This window comes from Pseudobutyrivibrio sp. UC1225 (assembly GCF_900115215.1).
Classification (GTDB): Bacteria; Bacillota; Clostridia; order Lachnospirales; family Lachnospiraceae; genus Pseudobutyrivibrio.
Genome location: NZ_FOVQ01000007.1, coordinates 54,329 through 77,529 on the forward strand (window position 1 = coordinate 54,329; position 23,201 = coordinate 77,529).

21 protein-coding genes are annotated in these 23,201 nt (G+C 40.8%); all 21 read left to right on the forward strand.

Features of this window, described 5'->3' with window-relative positions; all coding sequences use genetic code 11:
• Window position 1 precedes the first annotated feature (1 nt).
• The 21 genes from BMZ41_RS10070 to BMZ41_RS10170 all read left to right on the forward strand — a co-directional run bounded on the left by BMZ41_RS10070 (window position 2) and on the right by BMZ41_RS10170 (window position 23,160).
• Window positions 2–1,276 carry a glucose-1-phosphate adenylyltransferase gene (locus BMZ41_RS10070; RefSeq protein ID WP_090169730.1) on the forward strand — a complete coding sequence of 425 codons (1,275 nt, stop codon included), beginning with the start codon at window positions 2–4 and terminating at the stop codon, window positions 1,274–1,276.
• The gene (gene glgD, locus BMZ41_RS10075; RefSeq protein WP_090169665.1) at window positions 1,273–2,406 is read left to right on the forward strand and encodes a glucose-1-phosphate adenylyltransferase subunit GlgD; all 1,134 of its coding nucleotides are present in this window, start codon (window positions 1,273–1,275) and stop codon (window positions 2,404–2,406) included. Before BMZ41_RS10070 ends, glgD begins: the two co-directional genes overlap by 4 nt.
• A 5-nt stretch (window positions 2,407–2,411) precedes the next feature.
• Window positions 2,412–2,672 (forward strand): septation regulator SpoVG, encoded by a 261-nt coding sequence (gene spoVG, locus BMZ41_RS10080; protein WP_028247506.1) that lies wholly within the window; start codon window positions 2,412–2,414, stop codon window positions 2,670–2,672.
• A 6-nt stretch (window positions 2,673–2,678) separates the two neighbouring features.
• Complete coding sequence (gene pth, locus BMZ41_RS10085; protein WP_090169664.1) at window positions 2,679–3,248, forward strand: aminoacyl-tRNA hydrolase; 570 nt, start codon at window positions 2,679–2,681, stop codon at window positions 3,246–3,248.
• A 129-nt stretch (window positions 3,249–3,377) separates the two neighbouring features.
• A complete protein-coding gene (locus BMZ41_RS10090; protein WP_090169662.1) occupies window positions 3,378–4,625 on the forward strand; it encodes an AfsR/SARP family transcriptional regulator in 1,248 nt (415 codons plus the stop codon).
• On the forward strand, window positions 4,625–5,047 hold the full coding sequence (locus tag BMZ41_RS10095) for a hypothetical protein (RefSeq protein ID WP_090169660.1): 423 nt from the start codon (window positions 4,625–4,627) through the stop codon (window positions 5,045–5,047). Before BMZ41_RS10090 ends, BMZ41_RS10095 begins: the two co-directional genes overlap by 1 nt.
• A gap of 23 nt (window positions 5,048–5,070) precedes the next feature.
• Window positions 5,071–6,045, forward strand: a complete 975-nt coding sequence (locus BMZ41_RS10100) for a transglutaminase-like domain-containing protein (protein ID WP_090529262.1) — start codon at window positions 5,071–5,073, stop codon at window positions 6,043–6,045.
• 11 nt (window positions 6,046–6,056) lie between these two features.
• A complete protein-coding gene (locus BMZ41_RS10105; RefSeq protein ID WP_090169656.1) occupies window positions 6,057–7,109 on the forward strand; it encodes a type II secretion system F family protein in 1,053 nt (350 codons plus the stop codon).
• Between the two features lies 1 nt (window position 7,110).
• Window positions 7,111–7,467, forward strand: coding sequence for a hypothetical protein (locus BMZ41_RS10110; protein ID WP_090529264.1), 357 nt, complete (start codon window positions 7,111–7,113; stop codon window positions 7,465–7,467).
• 24 nt (window positions 7,468–7,491) lie between these two features.
• A complete protein-coding gene (locus BMZ41_RS10115) occupies window positions 7,492–8,031 on the forward strand; it encodes a DUF4860 domain-containing protein (protein WP_242942051.1) in 540 nt (179 codons plus the stop codon).
• Window positions 8,021–8,401, forward strand: coding sequence for a hypothetical protein (locus BMZ41_RS10120; RefSeq protein ID WP_090529270.1), 381 nt, complete (start codon window positions 8,021–8,023; stop codon window positions 8,399–8,401). Before BMZ41_RS10115 ends, BMZ41_RS10120 begins: the two co-directional genes overlap by 11 nt.
• 20 nt (window positions 8,402–8,421) lie before the next feature.
• The gene (locus BMZ41_RS10125; RefSeq protein ID WP_143071342.1) at window positions 8,422–8,790 is read left to right on the forward strand and encodes a hypothetical protein; all 369 of its coding nucleotides are present in this window, start codon (window positions 8,422–8,424) and stop codon (window positions 8,788–8,790) included.
• 18 nt (window positions 8,791–8,808) lie between these two features.
• Window positions 8,809–9,915 carry a type IV pilus twitching motility protein PilT gene (locus BMZ41_RS10130; protein ID WP_090169645.1) on the forward strand — a complete coding sequence of 369 codons (1,107 nt, stop codon included), beginning with the start codon at window positions 8,809–8,811 and terminating at the stop codon, window positions 9,913–9,915.
• A gap of 9 nt (window positions 9,916–9,924) precedes the next feature.
• Window positions 9,925–11,574, forward strand: a complete 1,650-nt coding sequence (locus BMZ41_RS10135) for a SulP family inorganic anion transporter (RefSeq protein WP_090529274.1) — start codon at window positions 9,925–9,927, stop codon at window positions 11,572–11,574.
• Window positions 11,575–11,606: 32 nt separating this feature from the next.
• Window positions 11,607–15,134 (forward strand): transcription-repair coupling factor, encoded by a 3,528-nt coding sequence (mfd, locus tag BMZ41_RS10140; RefSeq protein WP_090529277.1) that lies wholly within the window; start codon window positions 11,607–11,609, stop codon window positions 15,132–15,134.
• 69 nt (window positions 15,135–15,203) lie between these two features.
• Window positions 15,204–16,376: a peptidyl-prolyl cis-trans isomerase gene (locus BMZ41_RS10145; RefSeq protein WP_090529280.1), complete on the forward strand. Its 1,173-nt coding sequence runs from the start codon at window positions 15,204–15,206 to the stop codon at window positions 16,374–16,376.
• Window positions 16,377–16,379: 3 nt separating this feature from the next.
• The gene (locus BMZ41_RS10150) at window positions 16,380–18,125 is read left to right on the forward strand and encodes an ABC transporter ATP-binding protein (RefSeq protein ID WP_090529283.1); all 1,746 of its coding nucleotides are present in this window, start codon (window positions 16,380–16,382) and stop codon (window positions 18,123–18,125) included.
• The gene (locus BMZ41_RS10155) at window positions 18,125–19,861 is read left to right on the forward strand and encodes an ABC transporter ATP-binding protein (RefSeq protein WP_090529286.1); all 1,737 of its coding nucleotides are present in this window, start codon (window positions 18,125–18,127) and stop codon (window positions 19,859–19,861) included. The genes BMZ41_RS10150 and BMZ41_RS10155 overlap by 1 nt, the downstream gene beginning before the upstream one ends.
• A gap of 57 nt (window positions 19,862–19,918) precedes the next feature.
• Window positions 19,919–21,214 carry a UDP-N-acetylglucosamine 1-carboxyvinyltransferase gene (locus BMZ41_RS10160; RefSeq protein WP_090529439.1) on the forward strand — a complete coding sequence of 432 codons (1,296 nt, stop codon included), beginning with the start codon at window positions 19,919–19,921 and terminating at the stop codon, window positions 21,212–21,214.
• A gap of 1 nt (window position 21,215) precedes the next feature.
• Window positions 21,216–21,437, forward strand: coding sequence for a Lar family restriction alleviation protein (locus BMZ41_RS10165; protein ID WP_090529289.1), 222 nt, complete (start codon window positions 21,216–21,218; stop codon window positions 21,435–21,437).
• A 226-nt stretch (window positions 21,438–21,663) separates the two neighbouring features.
• The gene (locus tag BMZ41_RS10170; protein WP_090529292.1) at window positions 21,664–23,160 is read left to right on the forward strand and encodes a methyl-accepting chemotaxis protein; all 1,497 of its coding nucleotides are present in this window, start codon (window positions 21,664–21,666) and stop codon (window positions 23,158–23,160) included.
• Window positions 23,161–23,201: the final 41 nt, after the last annotated feature.

Here is a 23,201-nt window from a genome sequence, read left to right on the forward strand (position 1 = left end):
GATGATTAGAAAAGAAATGATCGCAATGCTTTTGGCTGGTGGGCAAGGAAGCCGCTTGGGCGTACTAACGTCAGACGTGGCAAAGCCAGCTGTCTCTTTCGGAGGTAAGTATCGTATTATCGACTTTCCTCTATCAAATTGTATCAATTCAGGGATTGATACCGTTGGCGTACTAACGCAGTATCAGCCACTTGTTTTGAACTCTCATATTGGAATTGGTATTCCATGGGATTTGGATCGAAACAATGGTGGTGTTACTGTTCTCCCTCCTTACGAGAAGAGTGATACATCTGAGTGGTATTCTGGTACAGCTAACGCAATTTTCCAAAACATTAAGTACATGGAAAACTATAATCCTGAGTATGTGCTTATCCTTTCGGGAGATCACATTTACAAGATGGATTACGAAGCCATGTTAGATTTTCATAAGGCTAAGGGTGCTGATGTTACTATTGCTGTAATACCAGTTCCTATTGAGGAAGCATCGCGATTTGGAGTTGTTATTGCTGATGATGATAAGCGAATCAGCGAGTTTGAGGAGAAGCCACCTCAGCCACGTAGTAATTTGGCTTCAATGGGTATTTATATCTTTAGTTGGAAGGCTCTTAAGGAATCTCTTTTGGCCCTTAAGGATCAAAGCAATTGCGATTTTGGTAAGCACGTGCTCCCATATCTTCATGAGAAGGGTTCGCCAATGTATGCTTATGAGTTTAACAGCTATTGGAAGGACGTAGGAACACTTGGTTCATATTGGGAAGCCAATATGGAGCTTATAGATTTGATTCCAGAGTTCAACCTCTACGAGGAATTCTGGAAGATATATACTAATCAGAACATCATTGAACCACAGTTCGTAGCCAGCTCTGCAGTAGTAGAAAAGGCGATTGTGGGCGCTGGTGCTCAGATTTATGGAGAGGTATACAACTCAGTACTAGGCGCAGGCGTAGTTATTGAGGAAGGCACAGTTATCCGCGATTCCATCATTATGGAAGGCGTTAAGATTGGAAAGAACTGTGTAATAGATAAATCGATTGTTGCCGAGAACACAGTCATTGGCGATAACGCTAAGATTGGTCAGGGCGAGGAAGTAGAAAGCAGACTGAATGCCAGCGTATATTCCTTTGGATTAGCGGTAATCGGAGAAAATTCTATTATCCCAGCAAATGTAACTATTGGAAAGAACACAGCTATCAAGGGCGAGACCAGCGAGGGAGATTATCCTGACGGACAATTAGCTAGTGGTGGCTATATTATCAAGGCAGGTGATCGATTATGAAAGCATTAGGAATTATACTAGCAGGTGGAAATAGCAGCAGAATGCAGCAGTTGACGGACAAGCGTGCCATCGCTGCAATGCCAATAGGCGGAAGCTACAGATGTATTGATTTTGTTCTTTCAAACATGACAAATTCACACATCCAGACAGTAGCAGTACTTTCACAGTACAACGCTCGTTCTCTAAACGAGCATCTTAATTCATCAAAGTGGTGGAACTTTGGTAGAAAGCAGGGAGGTCTTTTCCTGTTCACACCAACAGTTACTACAAACAATAGCTGGTGGTACAGAGGTACTGCAGATGCTATTTGGCAGAACATTGATTTCTTAAAGAAGAGACATGAGCCATACGTAATCATTGCAAGTGGAGATGGCGTTTATAAACTGGACTTCAACAAGGTTCTCGATTATCATATTGAGAAGCAGGCTGATATCACAGTGGTTTGCGCTAAGCTTCCAGAGGGCGATGACATCAACAGATACGGTGTGGTTACAATGGATAGAGATGGCAGAATCACTGAGTTCGAAGAAAAGCCTATGGTGGCAAACTCTGATATGGTTTCTGCTGGTGTCTATATCATTAGAAGAAGAGCTCTTATCGATTTATTGGAGGAGTGCAATCGAGAGGGCAGGTACAATTTTGTTACAGACATTCTCATAAGATACAAGAGCATGAAGAAAATCTACGGCTACAAAATGGAAGGCTATTGGTCAAACATTGCAGACGTAGACAGCTACTTCAAAGCAAACATGGATTTCTTACGCAAGGATGTTAGAGATAATTTCTTCCACTCTGAGCCAGGAGTCTTCTCTAAGACTCATGACCTTCCACCTGCAAAATATAACGCAGGATCAAGGGTTAAGAACTCGCTTATTGCTGGAGGATGTATCATTAACAGCACTGTAGAGAATTCTGTACTGTTCAAGAAGGCGTTTGTTGGAAACAATTCGGTGGTTAAAAACTGCGTCATTTTGAACGGAGCATATATAGGAGATAACGTGCACGTGGAGAACTGCATTGTAGAAAGCCATGAGACGTTGCTCAGCGGATCCACATATATTGGGGAAAATGGAATCCGCATCGTTACCGGTAACAAGAACAGATATGATATGCCAGTTGGGGAGGTATAACACAAATGCAAATTACAGACATCAGAATTCGCAAGATTGAAAAAGAAGGCAAAATGAAAGCTGTTGTTTCAGTAACAATCGATGAGGAGTTTGTAATCCACGACATCAAGATTATTGAAGGAGATAAGGGACTGTTTATCGCAATGCCATCAAGACGTGGTTCTGAGGGCGGCTATAAGGACATTGCTCATCCTATCAAGTCTACAACTAGAGAGCAGATGCAGACAATGATTCTTAATAAGTATAAAGAAGAGTTCCCTGAGTAGTATTTTATGTATTTAATTGTAGGTCTAGGTAATCCAGAGAGAAAGTATGATGGAACCAGACATAATGTAGGATTTGAGGCGATTGACGCCATCTCGAAGCAGTTTGGAATCGAGGTAAACCACAAGGAACACAAGGGTCTTGTGGGAAAGGGAATCATAAACGGAAAGAAAGTGATTCTGGCAAAGCCACAAACTTACATGAATCTCAGTGGTGAGTGTGTTTTACCACTTACAGATTATTATGAAATTGATCCGACTACAGAGATGATAGTCATTTCAGATGATGTATCACTTTCTACAGGAAATATCCGTGTTAGAAAGAAAGGTAGTGCTGGCGGACATAATGGTCTGAAGAACATCATTAATCTCTTAGGAACCAACGAATTTCCACGTATCCGCGTAGGTGTTGGAGAGTGTGAAGGCGATATGATTGCCCACGTTCTCGGACGATATAACGCAGAGGACAGAGAAAGGGTTGACGCATCCATGGAGAAGGTTATTGGAGCTGTAGAAATGTTCTTAGATGGAGATTTAGACGCTGCAATGAATAATTACAACAGAAAAGAAGAGAAATAGGATAGAACTTACGGGCATACTTAAAAGTGTGCCCTTTTTTGTAACATAGTTATTTACAATAACGGTTAAAAAATCTATACTTAGGGTTGTAACAAGTAGGCAATATCCGTAGTAGAAAAGGGATGAGTGATGGTTAATCAAACAATTATTATCAAAGCAAGAATGTTAGGAAATGTGGAGGTTTTGTACAACGATAAGCCTTTCACAATCGAGAGAAACAATACTACAAAGGTAAATCAGCTTTTCCAGATGTTACTATATTATACAAACGGCTTACCACGTGAGCAGGTTATGTATAATTTGTTCCACAACGAGGATATCGCTGATGAGTCTAACAGTTTAAGAGCACTTGTCTTCAGATTAAGAAAGGCACTTCCAAAGGTAGGCCTTCCAGATGAAGATTATGTTCATGTAAAGAGAGGAACATATCGCATTAGTCCAAACGTTACGGTAGAATGCGATGCTATTGAATTTGAGAATATTGCAAGACAGGCTCTTGCATCAGAAGACATAAAGGAACAGCAGAAGCTGTTAGAAGAGGCTGTTAAGCTTTATAACGGAGATTTTTTACCAGGTCTTAGTGGCGTTGAATGGGTTGTAACTGTTCAGGTTAAGCTGAAGAAGCTCTACGATAGATGCTTAAAGCAGCTTATGGAGATGTATGTGCTTCAGGAGAAGTACGACAAGCTCTACAAGGTAAGTCACAAGGCTGATGGATTATATCCATATGACAACTGGCAGACTTATGAGATGCAGGCTCTTATCGAGCTTGGCAAGGCTAAGGAGGCTCTCAAGCTTTACGAGGATACTGAGGCCCTTATGTTCCAGGAGTTGGGCGTTTCTGTATCAGCAGAAATGTCAGACCAGCTTAATAAGCTTGGCGAGCAGATTAAGAATAATACAGATGTAATCAGCGAGGTTAAGAAGAATCTTGATACTTCCAAGGAAGATATTGAGGGTGCCTTCTATTGCACATATCCTATCTTCGTTGAGAGCTATAGATACATTAAGCGCGTAATTCGTCGTTCAGGTCAGTCTGCATGGCTTATGCTTTGCACAATTACTGATGGTAAGGGATTTGCCCTTAATGATTCAGATCGTTTAAATCTTCTTTCAGACGAGCTTTCTGAGGCAATCAGAACATCAGCACGTGGAGGAGATATGTACGCAAGATATAGCAATAACCAGTTTGTTGTACTTCTTCTTGATATTACTCAGGAGGATTGTGTTTTGGTTCAGGCAAGAATCAATGAAAACCTCAGCAAGGAATCAAGAAAGAGATACATCAAATATCATCTTGCTCCAGTTAATTTGGCAAGTGCAGGAACTGATAACGATACAGAAGAGCTTCAGGATATTGTAAAGGGAGAGGACTAATGCCAGTATCAGCTAGAATGAAAAGAACTCCAAATTGCGTTGGAATCTGCATTGATGAGGACAAGAACTGCTTCAGAGGAAGAGTTTATAGTTGTTTCTCTAAGGAGCCACAGACTTTCAGCGACATAAATGAGTTGTTTTACATAGTAGACAGTGTTATGGATGCACTGAGTTTCCCAGCTATCAAGACCAAGAATAGAACCTTCAAAAAGACAGAAGCTGAGTTTACACCAGCAACTATCGATGTTGAGAACAAGGTTTTGGGAGCTGATGAACTAATTCCTGCTGATGTTAGTAAGGGCTTTGTGCTTATGGTTACAAGCCGTGATAATGTCACCTGGCAGGGAATTATATATGACAAGACAAAAGACGAAGAATTTAATTTCAATAGCGAGGTAGAACTTATAAGATTGTTGAAATAGTGTAGAGCAAGTGGAGGAAGCAAGTGGGAAGATTTAAATATTTGCTTTCACTGATTGTTCTGAGTATTAGCCTGGTGGCCTGCGGAACCCTTGAAGGGAACGCATCGTTGCAGGCCGGTTCATCAGGGGACAGGGTAGTTGCTTCAGCGGGAAGTACTCAGGCCAAAGGGTCTAAGGGTACCAGAACCAATGAAATCAAAGTCCTTGAACCGGTGGCTAGCGGTGTGACTGTTTATTCCAACAGTGACGCTGCTATAGACGCCAGCAATGCAGCTGATGGATATGTGATGGTAAAGTATACCGGCAGCGCCGCTAAGGTTAGAATGCTAATAGAGACACCAAAGGGAAATACATACAATTATCTGATGGCACTTGATGGAAACTATGATGTTTATCCATTGTCTGAAGGTAGCGGAAAATACAAAATCGGTGTCTATGAGAACCTACATGATGACCAGTATGCAACAGCATTTTCTCAGTCAGTGAATGTAACTCTAAAAGATGAATTAAGCATGTTCCTTTATCCAAACGCCTATGTGGATTTTAATGCATCTTCAAAGGCTGTTTTAAAGGGAGCAGAGCTGGCACAGGGATGTAATACCGACCTTGAGGTGGTGCAGAATGTGTATCACTACATAATCGAGAATGTAACCTACGATTATCAAAAGGCGGCTACGGTCCAGTCTGGCTATATTCCAACTGTGGATGAAACCTTGGCCACAGGCACTGGAATCTGCTTTGACTATGCCTCATTAATGGGGGCAATGCTAAGGTCTCAGGGAATACCTACAAGACTTGAGATTGGTTACGCCGGAACAGAATACCACGCATGGATTTCTGTTTATGTTCCGGATATAGGTTGGATAGACAACATAATACAGTTTGACGGTACACGATGGACATTGATGGATCCAACACTTGGTTCCTATGCAAGTAAAAGCGTTGTTAAGAAATATCTAGAAGACAATACCTATTACCAGTTAAAGTATAAATATTAAAGGGTGGGGCTATGAGTGAGAAATCTAGAAAGAAATTAACGTCAGAGGAGTTATACGCATTCTCAGATGAAATGGGAATGATGATATCAAGCGGTGTTTCAGCAATTCAGGGACTTACCATGATGATTGATGAATCAGAGGGTGGTGAGGAAAAGGAGCTTCTTACTGAGATGGAGCAGGTTGTGGGAGAGACAGGTTCTCTTTCAAAAGCCATCGAGGGCGCAGGAGTTTTCCCAGATTATTTTGTAGAGATGGCAAAGATGGGTGAGCAGACCGGTAAAATGGACTCTGTTCTTATTAATCTTGCGGCTCATTATTCAAGAGAAATGGCTATCAGCAATGCCATTCGAAGTGCGGTTACATATCCGCTTATGATGGTTGCAATGATGCTTGTAATCATTATCGTATTAGTTACAGAAATTATGCCTGTCTTTGACAGGGTCTTTAAGCAGCTGGGTGGCACAATGGACGGCCTTTCAGCAGGCTTTCTTACAGTAGGAAAATTCATGAAGAGCAATGGCGTATTATTCTTAATTCTTTTGGCTGCCATTGTGATATATCTCATTGTTATTAATAAAACTGCATGGGGCAAGGAGCACCGTAACGGTATTCTTTATAAGAGCCCAAGATTTAAGTCAATCCATTCTAAGATTGCTACAAGTAGATTTGCATCTGCCATGGCCATGACTTTATCAAGTGGTATGGATGTAATGCAGTCTCTTGATGTGAGCGGTCGAATAGTAGATGCGCCAGAATTTGAGCAGAAGGTTGAAAAGTGCAAGGATTCCTTTGCAGATACCATGGATATTGGAAAGGCCTTCTCTATGTCTGGAATATTTGGCGGTCTCTATGGAAGAATGGCAATTTTAGGCGCAAAAACAGGAAATATGGAGACGGTATTGGAGAAGGTAGCTACAACCTATCAGCAGGAGGCAGACGAGGAAATTAACGATTTAATCGCTGTTGTAGAACCAACGTTGGTTATTATCCTTTCTGTTATTGTTGGTATTATTCTTCTTTCAGTTATGTTACCACTGTTAAACATTATGTCAGGGATGATTTAATATGGCTAAAACACGATTTGGAAGCCTAGATGGCATACATCAAATCAAAAAAAAGAATGTGGCCTCTACGACACTTATATCTGCAGGCATGTTCATTCTCATATTTATTGGATTTTTGTTTGCAGTATCCATGGCATCTAAGGGCTCTATTGATGAGCAACGAAGTAATTTGGAGTCTGCAATAGACAGGGCTGTTATGCAGTGCTACGTCACAGAGGGCCGCTATCCTGAGAGCTTTGAGTATCTTAGAAAGAACTATGGAATTATATATGATGATGAGCTTTTTAGGGTGGATTATGTGATTTTTGGTACCAATATGAAGCCGGATATAACGATTATAAATCTGGGTGATAGGTAGTTTGGGGAGGAAAAAGTCTTGGCAATGAACAAGAATCGATTGCAAAAACATAATATCGATATCATGTTCCTCATGATTCTTTTCTTGATATTCACTTTTTCTGCAGTGAGTGTTCTTTTGCTAGCTGTAAATTCCTATAAGGCTGTAGTTGTAGCAAATGAGGAGAATTCTAACACCAGAGCAGCAACGGCTTATATAAGGGAAAAGGTAAGACAGCACGATGAGTCGGGAAGTATAGAGATTGCAGAAATAGACGGCAACAAAGCCATTAAAATGAAGGAAGCAGAAGGATATTATCTTTACATTTATTATTTGGATGGCTACCTGATGGAATTGGAAGCAAAAGAGGGTGCTGGAGTTACAGCTGACTTCGGAAATCAGCTACTTAAAATAAATGGAATGGACTTTAGTTGGAAGAACAATCAACTAATGGAGGTTCAGGTAGAGGAGACCACTGGAGAGAAAAGAATAGTAGATATAGGAATTAAATCAGCAGTTAATTATATAGAAAAGACCTCTGATACTGAGGAAGATTCAGGAGAGGAGGTGCCAGATGCAGACTAGGAATAATGGTTCGCGTATTTTTATGACCGAGCTAATGTTTTCAATCTTGTTTTTCATTATAGTATCTGCGATATGTATTCAGTGCTTTGCTACCGCCTATGCAAAGAGCAAGGACGCCAGTGAGATAACAGGGGCTGTGAATGTGGCGGCTAATGCAGCAGAGCAGTATCTGGCTGACCCTGGATTTGAGGGTTATACAGAATATTACGATGAGAACTGGCAGATAGTCGATGACGAGGGTGTTTATAAGACTACAGCGATTATTACAGAGGCAGAGAACAAGAAGACCTGTCAGTCCCTGCATATTGTTGTAGCAACTGCCGATGATAGGGAAATCTATTCACTTGTTGTGGAAAAAGCTTTGAAATAAAGGTATTGGTGTGGATTAATATGGAAGAGCAAAACAGAACTAATCGCACAATAATAAATATTGGAACCTCGCTAATGGTGGTTATTCTCATTGGCCTAGCTTTTGCTGTTATTGCTGCGCTGGCTATTTCATCCAGTCACAACAATTTCAGCTTAAGTGATAAGCAGAGAATTCATACAGATGAATATTATGCGGCATCAAATGAGGCCTACGAGAGGATAGCAGAATCAGGCTGGGCTGATCAGGAATTTACTGTTAGCATTAACGATTCACAGGATTTAAATGTAAAGGTAAGTAGTGGTGAAATAGTCAGCTGGGAGGTTATTAATAATAGCAGCTGGGAGGCAGACAGCACTCAGCCAATAATCACTTTGGATGACTGGAATTAAGGGGATTAAGGAGGAGTTATGGCTGTAGATATCGTAACTTATTTAACAGATGCGGTAAAAAAGTACAGGGCTTCTGATGTATTTATCATCACAGGCCGTGAAATTTCCTTCAGAGTTAACGATATGGTTATGACCAGATCGGAATTGGAAAGCAATAGCGATATAAAATCTGAGCAGGATGAGGGTCCTGTTATGCCTGCAAAGGCTGAGGAGCTTGTGACTCAGATTTATCAGCTTGCAAAAAGAGACATGGATTTCTATAAGAAAAATGGTGATGACGATTTTTCTTTCGCTATAAAAGACGTTTCACGTTTCAGAGTAAACGCCTTTAAACAGAGAGGTACCTATGCGGCAGTAGTACGTATTATAACCTTCTCCCTGCCAGATTACAGGCAGCTGGGCGTTCCTGAATCTGTTATTAATCTTTCAAATGAGTCTAAGGGACTGGTGCTGGTTACAGGTCCTGCAGGAAGTGGTAAATCAACTACGCTTTCATGTATTGTAGATAAGATTAATAAAAACTATAATAAGCATATTATCACCTTGGAGGATCCGGTTGAGTACCTCCACAGACATGATAAGTCAATTGTTTCCCAGAGAGAGATTCATCTTGATACTGAAAATTATGTTACGGCTCTTCGTGCGTCCTTGCGACAGAGTCCGGATGTTATTTTGCTTGGAGAGATGCGTGACGCAGAGACTATATCTGTAGCCATGACAGCTGCGGAAACAGGACATTTGATTTTATCAACACTTCACACCATTGGTGCGGCAAATACAATCGACAGAATTATCGATGTTTTCCCATCAGAGCAGCAGCACCAGATTGCTCTGCAGCTTTCCATGGTTATAAAGGCCGTGGTATCGCAGCAGCTGGTACCTGCAGTGGATGGAACTTTAGTGCCTGCATTCGAAGTAATGACTGTTACACCGGCCATCAGAAACATGATTAGGGAGAATAAGGTGCCACAAATTGAGGGTGTAATTTACTCAAGTGACACTGATGATATGGTTTCTATGGATTCAAGTCTTTACAAGTTGGCAAAGGATGGTAAAATCACTAAGGATACTGCATTAGAGTTCTCAGTTAATGCAGAAATGCTAGGAAGAAGATTAGGAGTGTAAGAATTACGTATGGAACAATTTAAACCGATGCTGTTCACCTGTATGAAGAAATACAGCAAGGAACAGTTTGTAAAAGACGTTGTATCTGGAATTATTGTGGCAATCATAGCATTGCCACTTTCTATTGCCTTGGCTCTTGCCTCTGGCGTAGGCCCAGAGCCAGGTTTGTACACAGCTATCGTAGCAGGATTTTTGATTTCCTTCTTCGGTGGTAGTACAGTTCAGATTGCTGGTCCCACAGCAGCTTTCGCTACAATTGTAGCAGGAATTATCGCAACTGATGGAATGGACGGACTTATTATCGCCACCATCATGGCTGGTATTATTCTTATTTTACTTGGTATTTTTAAGGCTGGTGCACTTATTAAGTTCATCCCTTATACAATCACCACAGGATTTACAGCTGGTATCGCTGTTACTATTCTCATTGGTCAGTTCAAGGATTTCTTCGGAATGGATTTCCACGGAGAAAAGCCAATCGAGACAATGGATAAGCTTAGACTTTTCTTTGTAAATATTGATACTATCAATTGGCAGGCAGTGCTTGTAGGTGTTGTTTGTCTTGCAGTTCTTATTATTTGGCCAAAGTTCTTTTCTAAGGTTCCAGCATCTATTATTGCTGTATTCGTTGGAATTTTTATGGTTAAGGGACTTGGATTAAATGTTAACACTATTGGTACTCTTTATCCTGATTTAAAGGCTGGATTACCTTCTGTATCAGTGCCTCATTTCTCACTTGCAGTTATTAAGAATGAGATGCCAAATGCCTTTACAATTGCTATCCTTGCTGCTATTGAGTCTCTTCTTTCAGCAGTAGTTGCAGATGGAATGGTAAACAGCAAGCACAGAAGTAATCAGGAGCTTATCGGTCAGGGTATCGGTAACATTGGTTCAGTATTATTCGGTGGTATTCCTGCAACAGGTGCTATTGCACGTACAGCAGCTAATATCAAGAACGGTGGACGTACACCAATCGCTGGTATGGTTCACTCAATTACATTACTTATTATCCTTGTTGTACTTATGCCTTTTGCAAAGTTCATCCCAATGCCATGTATTGCAGCTATTCTTTTCCAGGTTGCTTACAACATGTGCCAGTGGAGACCTTTCACAAGACTTGTTAAGTATGCACCTAAGTCAGATATTATCGTACTTGTGCTCACATTCGTGCTCACAATCGTATTTGACCTTGTTGTAGCTATCGAGTGGGGTATGATTGTTGCATGTATCCTCTTCATCAAGAGAATGAGCGAGGAAACACACGTAAGCGGCTGGACTTATCAGAGTGATGAGGAAGAGTTCGTAGATGATCTTCGCCCAGTTGCAAAGGAAATCCGCGTATTCGAGATTACAGGACCACTTTTCTTTGGTGTTTCTGATATGCTTGCTGAGAGCATTAACGTAAAAGATTACACAAAGGTTCTTGTTATGAGAATGCGTTCTGTACCTGCAATTGATATCACAGCTCTTCGTGCTCTTAGAGATTTGGTAGAGCGTGCAGAGAAGAAGGGTGTTACAGTTGTATTCTCTCATGTAAATGAGCAGCCTCGTCAGATGATGGAAAAGGCTGATTTTATTAAAATTGTAGGCGAGGAAAACTTCCAGCCTAACATTGATGCCGCTCTTGATAGAGCAGAAGCTCTCCTTTGGTTAAAGTAATTTGCTAGATTATTAAATATAGGTTAAACTTTATGAAGGCTTTTTTAGAACCATTTGAATCACTTACAGCAGTAGAGTCTCTTAGGGAGGCTCTACTTAAGTTTGGAAAGATATATGATATTACTGGGTGCGCTGATAAGGCGCACCTTATTTATGGTATAGGCCATGATATTAGCTATAAGCTTATTGTTACCAGTGATGAGCTGAAGGCCAGAGAATTGTATGAGGAGTATCGTTTCTTTGACAGTGATGTAGTGTATTTCCCTGCTAAGGACTTTCTTTTCTATCAGTCGGATATCCGAGGCAATGCCCTTACTAGAGAGCGTATGCAGGCCATAGAGGCTGTAATCAGCAATAACGCTTGTACGGTTATTACAACTATTGATGCGCTTATGAATAAACTACCTGCTATGTCTTATTTTGAGGATGGTGTGGTAGCTATTTCTGATACAGATAGTGTGGAGCTGGAGAGCCTTCGTAAGAAGCTTGTGGCTATGGGCTATGAGAATGTGGGCACCTGTGAGCATCCAGGAGAATTTGCAGTGCGAGGTGGTATTATCGATGTCTATCCTTTGACAGCGGAATTACCAGTTCGTATTGAATTATGGGGTGATGAAGTAGATAGTATTCGCTCTTACGATCCTACAAATCAGAAGTCTATCGAAAATATAAATTCTGTTTTAATTTTTCCTGCGGTAGAGCTAATACTGGGCGCTGACGAAGTCGAAGCAGGTTTGGCAAAGATTGAAAAAGAGCGCGATGAAAGGTATGAAAAGTACCGAAAAGAGATGAAAACGGAGGAAGCTTTTCATCTTAAAACCTATGCCGACAGAGTAATCGAAGAGACTCGAGAGTGGGGACTCAGTCAGGAGCTTGAGACTCATCTTACATACTTCTGTGATAAGCTTGGTTCCTTTGTAGATTTCATGCCGAAGGGCACTTATGTGTTTATTGATGAGGTTCAGAAGGTAATTAACAAAGCAGAGGTTACTGAAACTGAGTTTGCTGACGCCATGACCCGCCGTGTAGAGGCTGGATATATGCTTAAAGGCCAGATGGATATGCTTTACGGTGTGACTGAGGTCTTTGGAAAGCTGGAAAGATATCCTATAACCCTTATGTCGGTGCTTGATGCTAAGAATAAGCTGCTTAAATCGGCAGATCATTTCAGCATAGCTGTTCAGGGCGTAAATGCTTATAACGGAAGTTTTGAGCTTCTTACCAAGGAGCTTTTACAGTATAAAAAGAGAAAATATAAGGTGCTTCTGGTTACAAGCTCATCCACCAAGGGACAGCGTCTTGCAGAGGACCTTTTAGACGAAGGCTTGAACTCATATTTCACTACAGATTTGGATCACAGGATAAATCCTGGTGAGACAATGATTTGTGTCGGAAATATTAAAAGAGGAATTGATTATCCTGATTCAGCCTTTGTAATGCTGTCTGATGGAGATATCTTCGGACATGTCAGAAAGAAGAAAAAGAGAGTAAAAAGATACGAAGGAGAGAGTATTTCATCCTTCTCAGATCTACATGTTGGCGATTATGTGGTGCACGAAAATTATGGTCTCGGTGTCTATAAGGGTACCGAGCAGATGGAATTGGACCGTGTAATCCGAGACTACATTAAAATCGAGTACGCAAAGGGAAGTAATCTTTATGTACTCACGAATCAACTAGACCAGATTCAGAAGTATTCAGGGCCGGATGGAAAGAAGCCTAAGCTTAATTCTCTCGGTACAGGTACTCAGGAATGGACGAAGACAAAGCAGAAGGTTCAGTCTGCGGTAGGTATTGTGGCTAAAGAGTTGGTAGATTTATACGCTCTTAGACAGAATACAGATGGTTTTGTATATGGACCAGATACTGTATGGCAGAAGGAATTTGAGGAAAGCTTCCCATATGAGGAGACAGAAGGCCAGCTTACAGCCATAGAGGCTGTGAAGGCAGATATGGAATCCAGAAAAATCATGGATCGCCTAATCTGCGGTGATGTAGGATTCGGTAAGACAGAAGTGGCCATGAGAGCCGCTTTCAAGGCTGTTCAGGAGGGTAAGCAGGTAGCTTATCTGGTACCTACCACAATCCTTGCCCAGCAGCATTACAATAACTTTGTTCAGCGTATGGGTGGATACCCAGTAAACATGGGCCTTTTATGCCGTTTTAGAACTGCTGCGGAGCAGAAAAAGACTATTGAAGGCCTGAAAAATGGCATGGTAGATATAGTTATTGGAACACACAGGCTTCTTTCGAAGGATGTGGAATTTAAGGATTTAGGTCTGCTTATCATCGATGAGGAGCAGCGTTTCGGCGTAAATCATAAGGAACGCATAAAGCAGATGAAAAAGACGGTGGACGTGTTGTCTCTTTCTGCTACACCTATCCCTCGAACCCTCCATATGTCCCTTGTTGGAATACGAGATATGAGCGTTTTGGATGAGGCGCCAATGGAAAGAACCCCTATCCAAACCTTTGTATTTGAATACAACGAGGAGATGGTTAGAGAGGCTATTGTGCGCGAAATGGCACGAGATGGTCAGGTTTATTACGTGTTCAATAGAGTGCGTGGTATACAGGATATGGCTGCTGAAATTGAGAGGTTGGTGCCAGAATCAACTGTTGGCTATATTCACGGCCAAATGACAGAGGCAAAAGTCGAAGATGTTATGATGCAGTTCATTAATCACGAGATTGATGTTCTGGTGGCTACCACGATCATCGAAATTGGTCTTGATATTTCAAATGTAAATACAATCATCATCCATGATTCGGATAATATGGGACTCTCGCAGCTTTATCAGCTTAGAGGACGTGTTGGTCGAAGCAACAGAACTGCCTACGCCTTCCTTATGTACAAGAGGGATAAGATGCTGAAAGAGGTGGCTGAGAAGCGTTTGGCGGCTATAAAGGAGTTTACAGACCTTGGTTCTGGCTTCAAGATTGCCATGCGCGATCTGGAGATTCGAGGTGCAGGAAATCTTCTTGGCGTGGAGCAGCATGGTAATATGACAGCGGTAGGTTATGACCTGTACTGTAAGATGCTGAATGAGGCGGTTAAGCGTGAAAAAGGTGAGGTTAAAGAAGATAGTTTCAATACCTCTGTGGATATTAATATCGAGGCTTATCTGCCTGATACCTACGTTTCCAATGAGGAGCAGAGAATCGATATTTACAAGCGAATTGCAGCTATCGATTCGGAGGAAGCAAGGGATGATATGTTAGATGAGCTTGTGGATAGATTTGGTGAACCAAAGAGGTGTGTACAGAATCTTCTTTGGGTGGCAATGTTACGTGTAAAAGCTCACGACGCTTATGTTACTGCAATTGAGCAGAAGGGTGACATAATCAGGATTGTGATGTATGAGAAAGCAAAGATAGATGTGGCTCAGATTCCAGCTTTACTGGAGCGGAACAATCCACATATTACATTTGCCGCAGATCCTAAGGCTCCAGCGTTTATTTTCAACACTAAGGCTAATACGAGAATAAAACCTAACGAAGTCTATGATTATCTACAGGATTTCTTATCTGATTTAAGGTCTCTAAAAGTTGATAATTAGACTAATATTAACTATAATCGAAACGTTAGAAAAAATAATGGGTAGGGTTTACCCAGGAAGAAGGAAATAATGAAAAAAGCATACGTAAAGTCAGCTTGCATTGCAGCACTTTCAGCTGCAGTTTTATTTACAGGCTGTGGAAAACTTGATCCAAACGAGACACTTGTAACTATAAAAAATGGAGATAAGACAGATACCATTTCACTTGGACTTGGTAATTTCGCTGCAAGATATCAGCAGTCAATGTATGATCAGTATCTTCTTTCATACTACGGAGAAGGTATGTGGAAGCAGGATATGTCAGGCTCTGGCTCGACACTTCAGGATGAGACAAAGGATGGGGTTCTTAGTGACCTTGAGGAGCAGTATTTAGCTAAGGCTCACGCAGAGGACTACAGCATCACCCTTACAGATGACCAGAAGAAGGCTATCGAGGATGCAGCAAAGAAGTTCATTTCAGATAATGAGAAGGATTCTTTAGAGCAGATGGGCGCTACAGAAGATACAGTTAAGGAGTACCTTGAGTACAGAACTTACTACAATCTTGTAGCAGATGCAGCTAAGAAGGAAGCAGACAAGGATATTACAGAGAATGATTGCTGGATGCGTACCTTCTCTTATGTTTTATTTGATACAACAGGTAAGACAGACGAGGATGGCAATGTAGAGCCTCTTTCAGATGATGAGAAGTTGGAGAAGAAGGCAAATGCCAAGGCACTTGCAGAGGCTGAGGACTTTGATGCAGAGGTAGAAGCTCTCGAGGCTACAAAGGAATCATACTCATACCATAAGGGCGAGACAGAAGACAGCACAATGGATATGGAAATTATCAAGGCTGCTGAATCGCTTAAGGAAGGTGAGGTTTCAGCTGTAATCGAGGTTCAGGACGCTGGATATTATGTAATCAAGCTTGAGAAGGATCATGATACAGAAGCTTCAGACAACAAGAGAAGCTCTTTACAGACAGAGGCATTTAACACACTTATGGATTCATGGAAGGAAGCTATCGAGTGGACTGTAGATGATAAGGTTTGGGATAAGGTTCAGTTCACATCACTTTTCAAGGCACCTGAGAAGGAAGAAGAGTCTACTAAGGAGACTAAAGAAGATACAGCAGAAGATACAGCAGAAGATACAGCAGAAGATACAGTAGAAGAGACTACAGAGGACACAACTGAAGAGACATCTGAGGAAAATACAGAGGAAAATACTGAAGAAACAGAGGATTCAGAATCAAATTAAATTATGAGCTTTGTTATCAGTTACGTAAAAAAATATAAAAATAAAGCAATTTTAGCCCCACTATTCAAAATGCTAGAGGCGATATTTGAGCTTTTGGTTCCACTTGTTATGGCGCAGATCATTAACAAGGGAATCGCAGGCTCAGATACCCACTACATCATTAGGATGAGTGGGGTTTTGATTTTCCTCGCTGTAGTGGGTTTGATGTTCTCTATCACTGCTCAGTATTTTAGCGCATATGTGGCTGTTTATTCGGCAGCTGAAATCAGAAGAGATGTGTTTGCTAAGATTTTATCATTGTCTCAGGGTACAAAAGAAAAGGTGGGAGACGAGGTCCTTACCACTAGAATAACAAACGATATAAACCAGGTTCAAAGCGGAATTAACATGGTTTTAAGACTGTTTTTGCGCTCCCCATTTATTGTTGCAGGTGCCACAATAATGGCGTTTATTGTTAATGTTAAATCAGCATTAATTTTTTTAGTGGTAGTAGCGGTGCTATCTGCAATCGTGTATTTCATTATGAAATATACATTGCCTAGATACAAAGCAATCGCTGCTAAGCTGGAAAAGGTGTTGCATTTAACCTCTGAGAATCTGGAAGGAGCCAGAGTACTTAGAGCCTTCTGTCAGGTAGATAGTGAAAACGATGAGTTCCAGAGCAGAACAGCAGAACTAACTGGTATGCAGATTGGTACTGGAAGAATATCAGCGCTTTTGAATCCTGTGACCTATGTGGTAGTAAATATAGGCATTGTAGCCTTGATTTATGTGGCTATGAAGCAGGTAGATAAGGGCTTTATCCTCCAGGGCGATGTTGTAGCGCTTGTGAACTATATGGGGCAGATCCTTATTGAGCTTATAAAACTGGCTAATCTTATTGTGCTGTTAATGAAGGCGTTTCCATCTGCTGTACGAGTGCAGGAGCTTATGGAAATGAAATCTGATGAGCGATATCAGAGTAAGTTCAATGCAGAGAAGAATATGATAGATAATGCTAAGGAGCCAGGAACCATTATCGTTGACGATGTAAGCTTTAGCTACAATGGCGGAAGTGAATATGATTTAGAGAATATCAATCTTGTGATTCCGGGTGGTTCAAGCCTTGGAATTATAGGAGGAACTGGTTCCGGAAAGAGCACCTTGGTAAAGCTTTTGAACCATACTTATGACGCTACAAAGGGCGAAATTGAGATAGATGGTCAGAATGTTAAAAGATTAGAAGATTCTAAGCTTGCAGAGTACTTTGGAGTGGTTCCACAGCATGCATCACTATTTCATGGCACAATCAGAAGCAACCTTACAATGAAGAAAAATAGCGCCTCCGATGAAGAAATTAAAACAGCATTAAATATTGCACAGGCGTTAGACTTCGTTGAGGCTAAAGAAGGTGGAATTGATGCTGAGGTTACAGGACGTGGTAATAATTTTTCAGGTGGTCAGCGTCAGCGTCTTACAATAGCCAGAGCTCTTGTTGGGAATCCTAAAATTTTGGTTTTCGATGATTCATCTTCCGCTCTTGATTTGGCTACAGAATCAAAGCTACGAGCGGCTTTGAGAAAGTTGACTTGGAAACCAACTATCATAATTATTTCACAGAGAGCCTCTGCTGTAAGGGACACAGATCAGATTTTAGTCCTTGATGATGGAAAATGTGTAGGGCTTGGAACCCATAAAGAGCTCCTTGAAACCTGCGAAACTTATCAGGAAATCTATTATTGCCAGTTTCCTAGAGAGGAGGCAAAGTAGTGGAAAATAAGTCTCAATCAAAAATATTAAATAGAGTTTTAATAGAATTGAAAGCATATGATCTAGAGATTTTAGTCTCAATTTTATGTGCGTTAGCAACAGTTATCTTATCTTTGAGAATTCCAATTCTAACAGGAAAGGCTGTAGACTGTATCATAGGACCAGCAGAGATAGATTACGAAGGGTTATTTATAATATTAAAGGCAATTTCTTTTAATGTTGTAGCTACTGGTGCTATTCAATGGATTATGAACAGGGTGAATAATAAAATCACCTACAATATCACAAAGAATCTCAGAGACAGGGCTTTTGCAAAGCTACAACACATGAAGCTTGCAGCAATAGACAGTCATCCCCACGGTGATTTTGTCAGCCGAATTGTTGCTGATGCAGATACTTTCTCAGATGGATTGTTGATGGGATTTACCCAGTTATTTACTGGTGTGCTTACAATCTTGGGAACTATTTATTTCATGGTAATTATTTCATGGAAGATAGCCATTGTAGTTATTATTGCTACTCCATTTTCCTTGCTTTTAGCAAGATTCATTTCAGAGAAGACATACAAGTATTTTGGCGAGCAAGCTAGCCTTAGAGGAGAAGAGACTTCTTATATAGAAGAAGTTATCGTAAACAAGAATATAGTTCGTCATATGAACTATGAAGATATGGCTCTTGAGAAATTTGAGGATTTGAATAACAATCTTGCGGATGCGTCAATGCGAGCTACCTTCTATTCATCTACAGTCAATCCAAGCACAAGACTTATAAACAACCTGATTTATGCTGCGGTTGGAGTGTTTGGCGCGTTGATGGCAATCGGCGGAGGAATAACAGTCGGTGGACTTACCTCTTTCCTATATTATGCAAGCAGCTATGGAAAGCCTTTCAACGAAATCTCAGGTGTTATCACAGAATTTCAGAATGCCCTGGCTTGTGCTGAGCGTATTTTTGAAATGATTGACGCTGAGGTAGAGACGAATGAAGGCCAGTTCAACATCGATAGTGCCAAGGGCGAGATTGAATTCAAGAATGTATGCTTCTCATATGATAAGAGCAAAAAGCTTATTGAACATCTTAATCTTAAGGTGGAACAAGGCAAGCGTGTTGCGATTGTTGGCCCTACTGGTGCAGGAAAAAGTACAATTATTAATCTTTTAATGAGATTTTATGATATTGATGCTGGTGAGATTCTTATCGATGGCGTAAATATCAAGGATATAGATATAGATAATCTTCGAAGAAACTTTGGAATGGTGCTTCAAGAGACATGGTTGAAAAATGCTACCATCAAGGAAAACCTGAAAATGGCCAGCCCAGATGCCACAGATGAAGAGATTATCGAAGCGGCTAAAGCAACTCATGCACATAGCTTTATTAAAAGAATGCCTTATGGCTACGATACAATTTTATCACCAGAGAACGGATCTCTTTCACAGGGACAGATGCAGCTCCTTTGTATCACTAGAGTAATGCTTAATATTCCGCCGATGTTAATTCTGGATGAAGCAACATCTTCAATCGATACCAGAACAGAACAAAAGATACAATCAGCATTTAATAAGATGATGCAGGGCAGAACTACCTTTGTTGTAGCCCACAGACTTTCAACTATCAGAGAGGCTGATATTATTTTGTTCGTCAAAGATGGTCAAATTGTTGAGCAAGGTAATCACACAGAGTTGTTGCAGAAAGACGGATATTATGCTAAATTATATCGGAGTCAAATCGCATAGGGAGAACTATGCCCTTTTTTGGCTTATAGAGATTTTGAGAGAATTGTAGGAGACAATATGGAACAGTATGTGATAAAAGGCGGCACTCCACTTTGTGGTGAAGTGGAAATCAGTGGCGCTAAGAATGCGGCACTGGGAATTCTTGCAGGTGCCATAATGACAGACGAAACTGTTACAATTGAAAATCTGCCAAATGTCAAAGATATAAATGTACTTATTGGAGCTCTTGAGGACATCGGAGCTTCAATTACTCGTGTTGATGAGCACACAGTTAAGATTAACGGTTCTAGCATATCAAGACTGTCAGTGGATTATGAATACATTAAGAAGATTCGTGCTTCATATTATTTGATGGGAGCACTTTTAGGAAAGTATAAGAACGCCGAGGTTGCGCTTCCAGGTGGTTGCCTTATCGGCGCGCGTCCTATCGATTTGCACGTTAAGGGTCTTAAGGCTCTTGGAGCAAACGTAGACGTTTCTTATGGTCTTTGGTCAGCACGTGCTGATAAGCTTGCTGGTAGCCACATTTACCTTGATAAGGTTTCTGTAGGTGCTACTATCAATATCATGCTTGCAGCTGTTCTTGCTGAGGGAAAGACTACTATCGAGAATGCAGCTAAGGAGCCACACGTTGTAGATGTTGCTTCATTCCTTAACAGTATGGGAGCAAATATCCGCGGCGCAGGTACAGATGTTATTCGTATCGTTGGCGTTTCTGCACTTCATGGTACTACATATGCAGTTATTCCTGATCAGATTGAAGCAGGTACATATATGTGCGCAGCAGCAGCCACACATGGTGATGTTCTTGTAAAGAATGTAATTCCTAAGCATTTAGAGGCTACTTCTGCAAAGCTTATCGAGGCTGGTTGTGTTATTGAGGAATATGATGACGCAGTTCGCGTTATCGCAAAGGGACGTAAGCTTACAAAGACTCACGTTACTACACTTCCTTACCCAGGCTTCCCTACAGATATGCAGCCTGAGATTACAGCAGTACTTGGTATTGCTGATGGTACTAGTACAGTTACAGAGTCGATTTTCGAGAATCGTTTCAAGTATGTAGATGAGCTTGCCCGAATGGGAGCAAATATCAAGGTTGAGAGCACAGTAGCTATCGTTACTGGTGTTGAGAGATATACAGGCGCTCAGGTTTGCGCACCAGACCTTCGTGCAGGTGCAGCGCTTATCATTGCAGGTCTTGCTGCAGATGGTATTACAGTTATCGATGATATCAAGTACATCCAGCGTGGATACGAGGATATTGTTGGTAAGTTCAACAAGCTCGGCGCTGTTATGGAAGAGGTTGATTCTGAAAGAGATTTACAAAAATTTAAGTTGAAGGTTTCATAAGATGGATTTTACAGAAAAGTTTGAATTACATGAGTGCCCTATCTGCGGAGGGGCCGGTCTCATGGAAGAAGAGGATCACGGTTATTATGTAGCATGTCTTGATTGCGGAAGCTACACGGGTACCGTGGGATACAAAACTGAAGAAGGCCGTGAACAGGCAGCTGAGAAGTCGGCAATGCTTTGGAACACAGGCAAAGTAATAAACAGTGCACCAGGAGAGTAATCTCCTGGTTTTTTTTAGAAATTTTACAAATTACTATGTTGTGGTGATTTTAAAGACTCAATGAAACTTCTATGAATTTTCTGTCAATTTTACATTTTCTGAGAAAAAAGTTGATATACTTATTCTACTAGCATAGGGCAAGAATCTTTTATAACTAACTTATTTAGAGGACATAAGTAAAAGCCCATGAGATCAATTGTGTTGTGTAAGGTGGAGGCCAAAAAATATGCCAGATAATAACAGAGAAGATAACATGGATGTAAAAACCAGACAGATGCTTGAGAAGAATAGATTAGCGAGGTATTGTGGGACAATCACTTGTATTGCGCTGATTTTTGTTACAGTAAGGTCGATAGTGCTTGATGGATTAAACGCTTTAGATATTATCAGATTGGCTGTATCAGTTTTAGATATGATTTTGTTCCAGGTGACCTACAAGTCATTCGGAGAGAAATACAAATATAAATACGTTATTACTCTTTCGATGGTTGCATTGTTTTTGCTCAATATCTATTATCCTGCCGACACAAACATGTACATATTCATGTATACGATTATATTAATCGTAATGATATATGGCGAAGCAGGAACAGTACGAATTGGATGCTTTATAGCTAATTTCTGCTTGATAACATCTGGCATTATAGAGATTAGAAGAGGTAATATTTCTGGTAGAGATTTAGTTACAGAGTTAGTATTCTCTATTATCGCATGTACTATATCTGTTATTGTTTGTAAGCAGCAACGCCGTCAGACCACAGAGGTTCTTGATACAATCAAGGAAAATGCTGCAGAGATTAAAGAAACATCTGATACAATAGTTGAATTGGCAGAGAAGTTGAATCAGAAGTTTGTTGAGGCAAACGAGGTTTCTGATAAGCTGAATGAATCTATGGATGCCACACATTCATCTGTTAATGAGATTGTAGAAGGCACAAAGAACACTGCTGAGGCTATCGAAAATCAGACTAATAAAACTGCAGTTATTCAGGAAAGCATTCAAGCTGTTGAGCAGGAAGCTAACAACATTGATGATGTATCTGGTCGTGTAGAGGAATCTGTTAACGAAGGTGTTGATCTTATTAATCAGCTTAAGAGTCAGGCTGAGGAAGTAGCAAAGATTAACCTGGAGACAGCCTCAACAACACAGGCATTAAATACAAGTATTCAGGATGTACAAGCAATTACAGAGACAATTCTTGGTATTTCAAGTCAGACAAATCTTCTTGCTCTTAATGCATCTATCGAGGCAGCAAGAGCTGGTGAGGCCGGCAAGGGCTTCGCAGTAGTAGCTGATGAGATTCGAGCTCTTTCTGAAAGTACACGAGAAGCTACTGAGGAGATTTCAAGAATCATCGAAAGACTCACAAGTGATGCACGTTCAGCATCGGCAGCAATGTCAAAATCAGCTGAGTATGCTCAGAAGCAGAATGACCTGATTTCTGAGACAGGAACAAAGCTTGATGCAATCAAGGAAGGTTCTGATGAGCTTAGAGATGGTGTTGTTCAGGTAAAGGGCTCAGTTAGTGAGGTTCTCAGTGCAAATACACAGATTATGGATAACATTACAAACCTTTCTGCAACATCACAGGAGGTTGCAGCAGCCGCTGATACAGTAGGAGCTGTAAGTGATGATGCCATGGATGCTCTCCGCAATATGAACGATACCCTTGAAGTAATTAATAAGATTGCTAGAGAAATGGAAGAGATGGCACTGAAGTAAAAAATGTGTATAATGGGAAATAGTAGCGGAGGTGTAGCAAA